Origin of the sequence: Vibrio sp. OPT18 (assembly GCF_015163615.1) — a bacterium.
In the GTDB taxonomy this organism is placed as follows: Bacteria; Pseudomonadota; Gammaproteobacteria; order Enterobacterales; family Vibrionaceae; genus Vibrio; species Vibrio coralliirubri.
In genome coordinates, this window is the sequence record NZ_JADDYK010000060.1 from 19,075 (window position 1) to 30,117 (window position 11,043).

Here is an 11,043-nt window from a genome sequence, read left to right on the forward strand (position 1 = left end):
AACGCTCCATTGATGTTTGTTGTGCGCTGTTTGCATTGTTTAGGTAACGTTGCGCTGTCATCGCTGAAACGTTTGTATTTACATTCACTGCCATGGTGATTTCTCCAATTGATTTTCCGGTATAGCGGTTTCCGACGTCTCGGAAAACCAAGTAGTTATCTCTAAGTTACTTTTAATAACGGCGTGATTGGCGAAACCTTTAGGAAAAAAACAACAAAATTAAAGAAATAGCGGTAAAACAGAAGAAAGCGTGACTGGTCGTAAAATTATCGAAAAAAGATGAGAAAATCGCTAAAGTTGCCGGAAATTCAGTCGAGTGGGTAATTGTATTTTTATTCGCCCAAAAGCACTGGCTAAGCTGAAATTCCTTTATAAGATTGTAGGTAATTCATTAACCTAATAACGTTAAAGCTAGATTCGGCGCTTGCTTGGCTTGAGCGAGTATCGTTGTGCTCACTTGCTGCAGAATTTGTTGCTTGAGCATTTGAGTGGTTTCTTTGGCGTAGTCGGTATCTTTGATTCGACTGTTTGATGTCGCCAAATTCTCATGAACGTTTTCAAGATTATTAATGGCATGATCAAAGCGGTTTTGCATTGCCCCTAATTCAGAGCGATGACTATCGACATACTTCATCGCCGTATCCAAGATAGAGACGGCACGCTGAGCACCACCCACATCAGTTACATTGATGTCATCGACTGATTCGTAATAACCCGCTGACATGGAAAGCTCACTGGCTAACGAACCCGAAAAAGAGATCGTGCCCGCGGTATCTTCACCAGACATATAAATCTGAAGCTGTCCGTCATCATTAACAGAAGCCGATACGAGATCCGTTTGACCATTAATGTAAGTCGCCAGCTCTTCGATATCATCACCCGCTTTCGCGTTAATGGTGATTTCTTGTGGCTGACCAAAACGATCAGTAAACGACATCGTCATATTATTCTGGTTTGATTTCACTTCCCATGAATCACTGGCCATGCCATTAGCAACGTAGCTAAAGCCGCCCATGTTGATGTCATCAGTACGCATACTTTTCAAACCAATCTGCACAGCTTCGCCCGAACTTCCGCCGATTTGAAACGAGGAGTGCCCAAAACTGCCGTTAAGGAGCTTTTTACCACCGAATGAAGTGGTTTCGGCAATTCGATTCAGCTCGTCATTTAAGGCGGCGACTTCTTCTTGAATAGCGATTCGTTCCGATGAACTATTCGAGCCGTTACTCGCTTGTAGGGATAAGTCTCGCATGCGCTGCATGATATTAGTGGTTTCATTCATGGCTCCTTCTGCAGTCTGCATAATCGAGATACCGTCGTTAGCATTTCGAACAGCAACATCAATGCCACTCATCTGTGCTTCTAATCGATTCGAGATCTGTAAGCCTGCAGCGTCATCTTTTGCGCTATTAATACGGCTCCCTGAAGCTAGGCGCTCCAAAGATTGGTTCAGCATGTTATTAGCGTTAGAGAGGTTTCTCTGAGCCACTAACGCCGAGACATTCGTATTAACAGTGATAGCCATAGACCTTCGCTTACAAAAAGATGAATAAAACTCACGATTGCTCTTATATCGACCAGTTCATATAAAGCTTTAATAAAAAAGGAGCCCTGAGGCTCCCTTTCTTTACTGCAGATGAGGCGATTTACTTAATCGTTAATGCACTCAACATGTCAGTTGAAGGTGCAAAGTAGTAAGCACCAGTCACTGCTTTGGTAAAGCGAAGCAGTTGGTCTGTTTTGCCATCTGTTGCGCCGTACATGCTCTCTAACATCGCATCGAAGTTATGACGAACGTTACAGTAAGCAATGAACAATAAACCGTGGTCGCCCGTAGCAGTGCCGTAAGGTAGGCTGTGGCGTACAATCTTAAGCCCCTTGCCTTCTTCTTTGATATCCACACGGCCAACGTGAGACGCCGCAGGAACATCATCTAACTCAATTGAATCAGGTTTAGTTCGGCCAATCACTTTCTCTTGTGCCGATACGTTCAAACGATTCCAAGCTGGCAGATTGTGCACAAAACGCTGCACCATTACATAACTACCACCAGCGAATTCACCCTCAGGTACAATAGCGACTTCAGCACGTTGTGCATCTTTCGGGTTTTCAGTGCCATCAACAAAGTCTGTCATGTCACGAGAGTCTAGGAAGCGGTAACCATAAGTTTCATCAACCACTTCAACATCAGCCGCTACTTCAGATAGCAATTTACGCAAGATAAAGAAGTGCAGATCATGTCGGTTTGAGTGACAGTGAATCAGAACGTCAGACAGTGTGCTCGGCGCGGTGATATCACCTTCACCCAGCGCAGGGAAGTCAATCAAATCAGCGGGCGCTGCTTGTTCGAACTTATCCCAAAAAGCTTTTGAGAACGCAACCGATGCCGTTAAGTTCGCATCAGGTTGAGTTTGGTTTAGTTCGTCGATTAAACTCGGAAGCTTTTGAAGTTCCGCTAAAACATTAGCGGCGTTAGCATTCACTTTCAGTTGAACATAAAGAGCGAAAGGCCCAGCTTCTGGCAAGATAGCGCTTTGAATTTTAGGCTGCTCATTTGAGATGTTAAGCATAGATTAATCCTTTCATTTTTTAGCTTCTAAGTATAATTGGGAATGGGACAAATGTTTTGATGAGAATCAGTCTTCGTGCTCAACCACTTTAAAGCAGTCCCTAGCAGCATGGCTATTGGTAAGGTAAAGCGATAACCATAAAAGCAGCAATAAAGTGATGCCATTGGACCAGCGAAACCATCCATTATCCAAATAGATTAAATAAATCGTATGTGAGCCCTGCGCCAAGATAGCCGTCATGGTGACCCAACGCCCCCAAGACACGACTTTATTGAGGCGTTTTCTATCTGGCGATCTTAGTCCAAATAACCACATAAGTAGCAAACTAGGCACACTCAACGCGATCCCGACATAAAACATTTGATGATCTGGATAGATAATTTCGAGTATGTCAGTGCCCGACTCTCGGCTTGCTCCTGCGACAATGAAAACAACCAAAGCTTTCGCCAGAAACAGCCAACCTAACCATAATAGGATTGGGGCTTTTAAAAAGCCGTGCTTATCGTATTGTTCTATGGAGTACCGCACAAATCTCACTTTCAGTTATTTTCAAACCAACACTTTAACGCAAATCATTCATACTTAACTAGCTTTGCGTTATCTTAGTAGCCAATCCGTTTTAATTATCGAACTCAGTATGAAAAAGAAAACTAATACGCCGTCTGTTGAATCTCAACAAGAAGCACTGAAGATAGCCAAAGCGACTCAAAAGCCAGCTCAAACCAAAGAACAAACCAAGTTGATTGCTCAAGGTATCGAGAAAGGCATCGCACTGTACAAGAAACAGCAAAAAGAGCGCAGTCGCCAAGCCGACAAAGCAAAAAAGCGTGTACAGAAAGAGAAACAAACTCAACAGACTAATCAAGACCAAGAACAGAATGTCGACACGAGTGTTAAAACAACATCAAATCACGGCAACAAATTACCGTGGCTACTACTGATCGCTAGCTGGATAGGCTTCGCGATTTATTTGATGAAATAACAGGGTAATCGTATGAAAAAGGAATTAATCGCTTTAGCTATGAGTGGTGCATTGTTAGGTTGCACGACACCAACATCAATACCTCATAGCGAAGCTGACAAAGTGCAAATGGATTACCACGGTGTGATTAATATCGAGCAATGCGAGTATAAAGGGGAAGTCACAGGCAGCGAAGGCCATTGGTACAGCTACCTGTTTTACCCGAATGACACATTGATTCAAGGCGCCATGAATGAACTCAAGTCGAATACGATTGAGCTAGGCGCAGATACCGTGATATTCACACTTCCCCAAGATTTTTCCACATCCGTGACTATGCTGGGAACTGCCTATCTGTGTAAGTAAATAGAAACGTAATGAGGTAGATCACCACTCAAATGAGCGAGATACTCCCTACTATTTCTATTCTAAAAAAAAGAAAGCCAGCTTTCGCTGGCTTATGCACTAAATCCAAGGCTTGTTGCTATATCGCCTTTACGCTGGATAACCCATTGACTGTCAAATGGCCCCCAGTCGGATAACTGGTAATAGCCATCATTATGACGTCGCCCATCTTGAACAAACATAAGTTCGATACCGATCCCCGGTAACGCCTTGAGTACATCTTGAATAGTACGACGAGGCCACCCCGTTTTTTCGATGAGTTTAGGCACATTTGGCCTATCAAGGCTTTCCACTAACAATGCTAAATATAGCCGCCTTGCAAAAACAGGACTCAACTCCATTGACACCTCCTATATATGTGCAGCTCAATTATTTCTTTTTTCGCTGACAACATGTTGAGGCTGATCAATAAGTCTCCAATAGTGACATTTTCTTACGCTTTTTTTTCACTCTATGAAATATTCATCACTCTATTTTGTCTGAGTTGCTGCTTCCTGATAGGATTCAACTCATAACAATGAAATAAAATCACTCAAAGGAAGAATAATGACTATCACCATGTTTGGTATCCCAAATTGCGACACCATTAAAAAAGCAAAGAAATGGCTCGAAGCTGAAGGTATCGAGTTCGAATTTCACGATTATCGCAAACAAGGCATCACAGAAGAGCTAGTAACAGGCTTCTGCTCTGAGCTAGGTTGGGAACTTGTGCTAAACAAACGTGGTACGACTTATCGCCAACTTTCTCAAGAACAGAAAGATACCCTAACAGAAGAAAAAGCGGTGACTTTGCTTGTTGAACAACCTGCAATGATCAAGCGCCCAATCTTAAAAGTAGAGGGCAAGCTTCACATCGGATTTAAAGTCGACCAATACGCGGCTATTTTTGCTTAGATCGTTGTATTGACATAGACAGACAACAGGACGTTGATCAGTGAATCAGCGCCTAAAAATTAATGACTAGACGTTTTATTTAAACAAGGAATTCAAGGATGACAGATAGCCCAACTTTGGCTCTGGCAAAAGACCTAATCAGCCGTCAATCGGTAACACCAGAAGATGCAGGCTGCCAAGACCTGATGATTGAACGCTTAAAAGCACTCGGTTTTGAAATCGAAGTGATGGTATTTGAAGATACGACCAACTTCTGGGCTCGCCGTGGTACTGAAGCGCCTCTGTTTGCTTTTGCTGGTCACACTGATGTAGTGCCTGCAGGCCCAATCGAACAGTGGAATACCAAGCCATTCGAACCGACTATCGTAGACGGTTTCCTACATGGCCGTGGCGCTGCGGATATGAAAGGCTCTCTGGCTTCGATGATTGTTGCAGTCGAGCAGTTCATTGCCAAACACCCAGACCACACAGGCTCAATCGGTTTCTTGATCACTTCAGATGAAGAAGGTCCTTTCATCAACGGTACAGTGCGTGTTGTTGAAGCTCTGATGGCACGTGGTGAAAACATCGATATGTGTATCGTTGGTGAACCATCGAGCACTGAGTTCGTGGGTGATGTCGTTAAGAACGGCCGTCGTGGCTCTATCACTGGCGACCTAACGATTAAAGGCACACAAGGTCATGTTGCCTACCCTCACCTAGCGAACAACCCAGTACACAGCTCTCTGCTTGCAATCAACGAGTTGGCAACGACTGAGTGGGACAAAGGTAATGATTACTTCCCACCAACCAGTTTCCAAATCCCAAATGTAAGCGCAGGTACGGGTGCTTCAAACGTCATTCCTGGTGAGTTTAATGTTCAGTTTAACCTGCGTTTTAGCACAGAGTTAAGCAACGACATCATCGTTGAGCGAATCAAAACAACGCTCGATAAGTACGACTTCGAATACGACCTGAAATGGACCTTCAATGGCGACCCGTTCTTAACAGACGCAGGCTCATTGCTTGATGCTATTGTCGATGCAGTCGGTCACGTGAATGATGTTAAGCCTGCGCTGCTTACCACAGGTGGTACATCTGACGGCCGCTTTATTGCTCGCATGAAGGGGCAAGTGGTAGAACTCGGCCCTGTGAACGCGACGATTCACAAGGTTAACGAATGCGTGAAAGTGGCGGATTTAGAGAAGCTAACTGACATGTACGAAAGAACATTAGTGAACCTGTTCGCTAAATAGTTCTTTCATTAGCGATTCATAGCATCTAATTATTGAGAGACACGTTATGACACCAGAGCAGCTAACCGGACAATCAGATTCTCATCTAGAACCTAGCCTAATTGGCAGCAAAACCTTCTTGGTTCACCGTGAGGTCAAAGATGACCTAAACAATTTGATTGAAGCTGCTCAACTTGCTGGTTTCAAAATGGAAATTGCCAGTGGCTTTCGCGACTACGCAAGGCAGTCTCTGATTTGGAACCGTAAGTTTTCTGGTGAAGCGCCAATATTAGACTCAGAGAGCCAACCACTTGATGCTTCAACACTCAGTGAACATCAGAAATTGTCGGCAATCCTGAGGTGGTCTGCCCTTCCCGGAGCGAGCCGTCATCATTGGGGTTGTGACTTTGATGTCTTTGCTCGAAACGACTTACCTGAAGGCACACAGTTGCAATTAGAGCCATGGGAATACCTTACTGGCCACCAGCAAGCGTTTTACCAATGGCTATCTGTTCACGCTTCGCAATTTGGGTTCTTTTTTCCTTATAGCGAAGACCTCGGTGGTGTGGCAATCGAACCATGGCATATCAGCCATCGTAAAGTATCAGAGTCGTGTTTATCACAGTTATCTCCGACTTTACTTGGCAAGCAACTCCAATCTAAGCCAATATTAGGGTATGAGATTATTATGAAGCAGCTAGACGAGATCTACGCGCGCTTCGTAGCGAATATCAGTCATTAGGAGCGCTTATGTTGGAGTGGCTTACAAACCCTTGGGTTATCATCATCATCGTGGTTAGCGTTGTGGTGGGTAACATCGCAGCGCTCAAACAGACCGCCAATATGGATCTGACGGGTCGTGGTAAAACTGAGCGAGACTTAGATAAGCTCAATCGCTTGGATAAACTTAACCAAGAGAAAGCTGAAAAAGAAGAATCCAAAGACAGTAAAGACGCATAGCCTTTTTGCTTTGGCTAATCAGCTTAATTGACCAATATAGCCAGATGACAACGAATACAAAAAAAGAGGACACAGTGTGTCCTCTTTTTTATTTGCTTTTGCTAATCACAGAGCTAATTTAACTCTGCTCTGTGACGGCTTAAGTGCGACTACTCAGCTTTCGCTTCTTTATCATCTTTGGTTTGGTCAGCAATATGCGCTAATACCGGAACCATAGACTTAAGCAGCTCTTCTTCTACTGGCTTACCTGATGCATCCGTTACGTTGATTGACGTACGGTTGCCAAGATCACCAAATAGGAAGTTGTAAGTGCCTGGCGCTAAGTCGATAGGCTGTAGGCCAATTTCTTCCCAGAACTCATCATCTGGTGCTGCGTACTTCGCCTTCACCGTACCCTGAGATTGATTGCGTTCTTCAAGCTCAAAGCCCATTTCAGGCAACAAGCTAGGCAGACGCTGCCAGAATACATTGTATGGCGTACGAGCAATAATCACAGGGAAACCACTACGGTCAGCACCCATTGAGATTGGAATACGCTTCACTAACTCTTGTGCTTTCAGCTCCGCTTCAGCACGAAGGTTTTCATCGTACTTAGCCATAACTAGGTTAGTCAGGAACGCGTTGTAACGTTCTTTATTGGTTGCCGTTACCGGTTTCTCTTCAGTACCTTCACGCCAATCAATCAGATTAATCTTGAAGCCATGACGGTTATTCGCTTGGAAGCGAGACATTGAGTAGCGGCTGCCAATCTCTACGTCTTCATCTTCAGAAACCCAAGTTACCCAATCGGTCTCAATCTCATTCTCTGATTGCTCACGAATACCAATACCACGTTGAGCCAGCATATCTACAGCCGTTTGCCACACGCGGTCTGCCTCTTCAGCACGAAGAAGCCATAGTGTCACTTCACCATTTTGACGCTCAGCACGAGCACCCGGGATCAGCTCAAGAACCTGTTGCGGTGGACGAATATCCACTTCACGACCTGTACCACCACTGAATTCACCGCTTGGGATGTCAAAATTTGGGTAAAACTGAGGCTGAGCATCTTCAGGCAATTGCCATTGTGAAAACTCAGGTGTTTCTAAGTATTCGAAATCATCTTTGGCTTGGCGACGTTGAGTCGGGCTGCCAGAACATGCTGTAAGAACGAAAACAGCCAGTGACCCAATCACTAGCTGGTGAGAATACTTCATTTATACTCCTAAATGCCGAAGGTTCGCTTCGGCATCACTTCATACGTTTTAGTAAATGCACGCTTCAGTCATTGCTTGAGCAACAACAGGTTGAGCTGGCTCTGACAGTTCAGTCAGCGGTAGACGTAAGCCACCTTCAGCAATCAGACCCATTTTATGAACCGCCCACTTTACGGGAATAGGGTTAGACTCAACGAACAAATTCTTATGTAGAGGCATCAAACGCTCATTGATCGCTTCTGCTTCGTCAAACTTACCTTCTTTCGCTAGCTTGAACATGGTTGCCATATCAGCGGCTGCAACATTATTCGTTACAGAGATCACGCCATCGCCACCACGCTTAACAAATTCTAGACCTGTTAAGTCATCACCACTTAGTAAGATAAAGTCTTCGCCACAAAGTTCACGGTGAATTGCAATTCTGTCGAGATCACCCGTCGCATCTTTCAGTGCAACGATGTTTTCGATCTCAGCAAGACGAGCAACCGTTTCTGGCAGCAAGTCTACCGCAGTACGACCTGGAACATTGTATAGGATTTGTGGAACGTCACTGACTTCAGCAATCGCTTTGTAGTGTTGGTACAAACCTTCTTGAGTCGGTTTGTTGTAGTAAGGCGTTACGCTCAGGCAACCAGCAATACCAGAACCATTCAGCAAACGGCTGAATAGAACAGATTCATGAGTTGCATTTGCACCTGTACCAGCGATAACGGGAATACGACCGTCAGCAAATTCAACGATCTTGTTGACGACTTTGACATGCTCTTCAATAGTGAGTGTTGAAGACTCACCTGTTGTGCCAACCGCAACCAGACCATCACTACCTGCAGCAATATGGTGCTCAACTAACTTTTTAAGGCTGTCGAAATCCACTTCACCATCTGTATTAAATGGCGTAACTAGCGCAACGATACTTCCTGAAAACATGTCTATCTCCCTTAATTTATTCTTTTTGCATGTTACTGTAAGCCAATCAATAAACACAAGACATTAAAGTGGCTTACCGGCAACATCTGCATTAAATATTGTCGTATGTTTGAGGTAAAACGACTTCTAACGGTGTTCTACCTAGAATTTGGGTAACCTGCACTCAATCTAGCGGATAGCACATCACTGGATGTCAGTAACAAGTAAGCTGTGCTCTCATCACTCTATCTCATTTTTTAACGCGCTCAATATTCTTATCATTGGTTACATGTTCGAAGCAAGGTCGCTCATAAAAAGCCCCGTACGCACGCTTATTCCACGAGCTAACTGTGCTAACATGCATGAATCAATGGAATATAAAGAGACGTGATTTTATGACTCAACATCTAGTAATCACAGCTGTGGGCACTGATCGCCCAGGTGTATGCAACCAAGTGGTTCATTTAGTCACCCAATCAGGCTGTAACATTATTGATAGCCGTATCGCCCTGTTTGGCGAAGAATTTACGCTTATCATGCTGCTGTCTGGAAAGGCAAACAACATTACCCGCGTTGAAACCACCTTGCCCTTGCTTGGACAAGAGCACGACTTGATTACGATTATGAAGCGAACCTCAACTCATGATGTTATTGAGAACTCTTACACAGTAGAGGTGTTCGTTGAGTCAGACGATAAAATCGGCCTTACTGAGCAGTTTACCCAGTTCTTCGCAGACCGAAACATCGGCCTCGATTCGTTAAGTGCACGAACCATCAATAAATCTAAGGTTCAACTCGACAACGACCAATTCCATATCTCTATTACCGCTTCTGTGCAATCAGAATGTAACTTGATGCAGCTACAAGAAGAATTCGATTCGCTGTGTCAGAGCCTATCAGTCCAAGGCTCGCTCAACTTTATCAAAAACAGTCTTTAAAAAGGAAATGTCATGAATACGCTAACGGCTGGTGTTCCAGCACCTGCTTTTTCTCTTCCAGATCAAGATGGCAATATCGTATCTCTTGGTGACTTCAAAGGTAAAAAAGTACTTTTCTATTTTTACCCAAAAGCAATGACTCCAGGTTGTATTGTGCAAGCGGAAGGCCTGCGTGATATCAAAGCACAGCTTGATGAACTAAACGTGGTTGTTCTAGGTGTGAGTGTTGACCCAGTAAAACGTCTACCAAACTTCGTTGAAAAGAAATCTCTGAACTTCACCCTGCTATCTGATGAAGACCACAGCGTTGCTGAACAGTTTGGCGTTTGGGGCGAGAAGAAATTCATGGGTAAGGTATACGATGGTCTGCACCGTATTAGCTTCCTAATTGATGAAGAAGGCCAGATTGAACACGTCTTCAACAAGTTCAAGACTAAGACTCACCACGAAGTGGTTCTAGATTACTTCAATCAAGAAGCTTAAGGGCTATTTGAGTGAGTTAATGACTTAGATTCACCACTCTCTCAGGCAATAGCAACACTCATTAAGCTAATCATTAAGCTAAGAGCAAAAAGGCCGAACATCATGGGTGTTCGGCCTTTTTCTATAACAAAATCAATTACTTTTGATGTTCGGGGTCATCGTCTAATGCGTGACTCGGTAAGGCATTCCAAACCGCCTTAACTAGCGTTGCCAACGGGATCGCAAAGAATACGCCCCAGAATCCCCACAGTCCACCAAACACTAACACAGCAACAATAATGGCCACTGGGTGCAGGTTCACCGCTTCAGAGAAAAGAACCGGAACAAGCACGTTGCCATCTAGCGCTTGGATAATACCGTAAGCGAGAAGCAACCAGTAAAACTGAGGCTCTAATCCCCACTGGAACAGGCCAACAATCGCTACTGGAACAGTCACAGCTGCCGCGCCGATATAAGGAATTAGCACCGAGAAACCAACCGCGACAGCCAACAATACTGAATAGCGCAGATCCAGAA

15 protein-coding genes and 1 pseudogene are annotated in these 11,043 nt (G+C 44.3%); 8 read left to right on the plus strand and 8 right to left on the minus strand.

Going from position 1 to position 11,043, the window contains the following annotated elements:
• The 4 genes and pseudogenes from IQQ51_RS27785 to IQQ51_RS15110 form a co-directional block, all read right to left on the minus strand.
• Positions 1 to 151, minus strand: a pseudogene (locus IQQ51_RS27785) (flagellin); the annotation flags it as partial.
• A gap of 240 nt (positions 152 to 391) precedes the next feature.
• Positions 392 to 1,525, minus strand: coding sequence for a flagellin (locus IQQ51_RS15100; RefSeq protein ID WP_193841508.1), 1,134 nt, complete (start codon positions 1,523 to 1,525; stop codon positions 392 to 394).
• Between the two features lie 121 nt (positions 1,526 to 1,646).
• Positions 1,647 to 2,570, minus strand: a complete 924-nt coding sequence (locus IQQ51_RS15105) for a Dyp-type peroxidase (RefSeq protein ID WP_048606530.1) — start codon at positions 2,568 to 2,570, stop codon at positions 1,647 to 1,649.
• A gap of 66 nt (positions 2,571 to 2,636) precedes the next feature.
• A complete protein-coding gene (locus tag IQQ51_RS15110) occupies positions 2,637 to 3,098 on the minus strand; it encodes a DUF2919 domain-containing protein (protein ID WP_048612193.1) in 462 nt (153 codons plus the stop codon).
• A gap of 109 nt (positions 3,099 to 3,207) precedes the next feature.
• On the opposite strand from IQQ51_RS15110, the gene IQQ51_RS15115 reads away from it, so the two are divergent.
• A complete protein-coding gene (locus tag IQQ51_RS15115; RefSeq protein ID WP_193841509.1) occupies positions 3,208 to 3,552 on the plus strand; it encodes a DUF2956 domain-containing protein in 345 nt (114 codons plus the stop codon).
• A 12-nt stretch (positions 3,553 to 3,564) separates the two neighbouring features.
• On the plus strand, positions 3,565 to 3,897 hold the full coding sequence (locus tag IQQ51_RS15120; RefSeq protein WP_048616132.1) for a DUF4156 domain-containing protein: 333 nt from the start codon (positions 3,565 to 3,567) through the stop codon (positions 3,895 to 3,897).
• Positions 3,898 to 3,989: 92 nt separating this feature from the next.
• Here IQQ51_RS15120 and IQQ51_RS15125 read toward each other — a convergent pair whose 3' ends face one another.
• Positions 3,990 to 4,277 (minus strand): winged helix-turn-helix domain-containing protein, encoded by a 288-nt coding sequence (locus IQQ51_RS15125; protein ID WP_004734273.1) that lies wholly within the window; start codon positions 4,275 to 4,277, stop codon positions 3,990 to 3,992.
• Between the two features lie 205 nt (positions 4,278 to 4,482).
• On the opposite strand from IQQ51_RS15125, the gene IQQ51_RS15130 reads away from it, so the two are divergent.
• The 4 genes from IQQ51_RS15130 (at position 4,483) to IQQ51_RS15145 (ending at position 7,004) form a co-directional block, all read left to right on the plus strand.
• Entirely contained in the window at positions 4,483 to 4,830 is a 348-nt protein-coding gene (locus tag IQQ51_RS15130) for an ArsC family reductase (RefSeq protein ID WP_193841510.1), read from the plus strand.
• Positions 4,831 to 4,928: 98 nt separating this feature from the next.
• The gene (gene dapE, locus IQQ51_RS15135; RefSeq protein WP_193841511.1) at positions 4,929 to 6,065 is read left to right on the plus strand and encodes a succinyl-diaminopimelate desuccinylase; all 1,137 of its coding nucleotides are present in this window, start codon (positions 4,929 to 4,931) and stop codon (positions 6,063 to 6,065) included.
• A 46-nt stretch (positions 6,066 to 6,111) separates the two neighbouring features.
• Entirely contained in the window at positions 6,112 to 6,786 is a 675-nt protein-coding gene (locus tag IQQ51_RS15140; RefSeq protein ID WP_193841512.1) for a M15 family metallopeptidase, read from the plus strand.
• Positions 6,787 to 6,794: 8 nt separating this feature from the next.
• Positions 6,795 to 7,004, plus strand: a complete 210-nt coding sequence (locus IQQ51_RS15145; protein ID WP_048606545.1) for a DUF2897 family protein — start codon at positions 6,795 to 6,797, stop codon at positions 7,002 to 7,004.
• Positions 7,005 to 7,153: 149 nt separating this feature from the next.
• Here IQQ51_RS15145 and bamC read toward each other — a convergent pair whose 3' ends face one another.
• Entirely contained in the window at positions 7,154 to 8,200 is a 1,047-nt protein-coding gene (bamC, locus tag IQQ51_RS15150) for an outer membrane protein assembly factor BamC (protein ID WP_048606547.1), read from the minus strand.
• A gap of 48 nt (positions 8,201 to 8,248) precedes the next feature.
• Entirely contained in the window at positions 8,249 to 9,127 is an 879-nt protein-coding gene (gene dapA, locus IQQ51_RS15155) for a 4-hydroxy-tetrahydrodipicolinate synthase (RefSeq protein ID WP_193841513.1), read from the minus strand.
• 374 nt (positions 9,128 to 9,501) lie between these two features.
• Here dapA and IQQ51_RS15160 point away from each other — a divergent pair, with 374 nt between their 5' ends.
• Entirely contained in the window at positions 9,502 to 10,044 is a 543-nt protein-coding gene (locus IQQ51_RS15160) for a glycine cleavage system protein R (RefSeq protein ID WP_017060705.1), read from the plus strand.
• 12 nt (positions 10,045 to 10,056) lie between these two features.
• Positions 10,057 to 10,527 carry a thioredoxin-dependent thiol peroxidase gene (bcp, locus tag IQQ51_RS15165; RefSeq protein WP_050649614.1) on the plus strand — a complete coding sequence of 157 codons (471 nt, stop codon included), beginning with the start codon at positions 10,057 to 10,059 and terminating at the stop codon, positions 10,525 to 10,527.
• Between the two features lie 136 nt (positions 10,528 to 10,663).
• On the opposite strand, the gene IQQ51_RS27175 is transcribed toward bcp, so the two are convergent.
• A partial coding sequence (locus IQQ51_RS27175; RefSeq protein WP_228012891.1) for an AI-2E family transporter occupies positions 10,664 to 11,043 on the minus strand: 380 nt, incomplete at its 5' end.

What these genes read in the sequence shown, in the direction of transcription:
- IQQ51_RS15140 (WP_193841512.1), top strand. Translation starts at nt 6,112, where the DNA reads ATGACACCAGAGCAGCTAACCGGACAATCAGATTCTCATCTAGAACCT.
- IQQ51_RS15105 (WP_048606530.1), bottom strand. Translation starts at nt 2,570, where the DNA reads ATGCTTAACATCTCAAATGAGCAGCCTAAAATTCAAAGCGCTATCTTG.
- dapE (WP_193841511.1), top strand. Translation starts at nt 4,929, where the DNA reads ATGACAGATAGCCCAACTTTGGCTCTGGCAAAAGACCTAATCAGCCGT.
- bcp (WP_050649614.1), top strand. Translation starts at nt 10,057, where the DNA reads ATGAATACGCTAACGGCTGGTGTTCCAGCACCTGCTTTTTCTCTTCCA.
- IQQ51_RS15120 (WP_048616132.1), top strand. Translation starts at nt 3,565, where the DNA reads ATGAAAAAGGAATTAATCGCTTTAGCTATGAGTGGTGCATTGTTAGGT.
- bamC (WP_048606547.1), bottom strand. Translation starts at nt 8,200, where the DNA reads ATGAAGTATTCTCACCAGCTAGTGATTGGGTCACTGGCTGTTTTCGTT.
- IQQ51_RS15125 (WP_004734273.1), bottom strand. Translation starts at nt 4,277, where the DNA reads ATGGAGTTGAGTCCTGTTTTTGCAAGGCGGCTATATTTAGCATTGTTA.
- IQQ51_RS15115 (WP_193841509.1), top strand. Translation starts at nt 3,208, where the DNA reads ATGAAAAAGAAAACTAATACGCCGTCTGTTGAATCTCAACAAGAAGCA.
- IQQ51_RS15145 (WP_048606545.1), top strand. Translation starts at nt 6,795, where the DNA reads ATGTTGGAGTGGCTTACAAACCCTTGGGTTATCATCATCATCGTGGTT.
- IQQ51_RS15100 (WP_193841508.1), bottom strand. Translation starts at nt 1,525, where the DNA reads ATGGCTATCACTGTTAATACGAATGTCTCGGCGTTAGTGGCTCAGAGA.
- dapA (WP_193841513.1), bottom strand. Translation starts at nt 9,127, where the DNA reads ATGTTTTCAGGAAGTATCGTTGCGCTAGTTACGCCATTTAATACAGAT.
- IQQ51_RS15160 (WP_017060705.1), top strand. Translation starts at nt 9,502, where the DNA reads ATGACTCAACATCTAGTAATCACAGCTGTGGGCACTGATCGCCCAGGT.
- IQQ51_RS15130 (WP_193841510.1), top strand. Translation starts at nt 4,483, where the DNA reads ATGACTATCACCATGTTTGGTATCCCAAATTGCGACACCATTAAAAAA.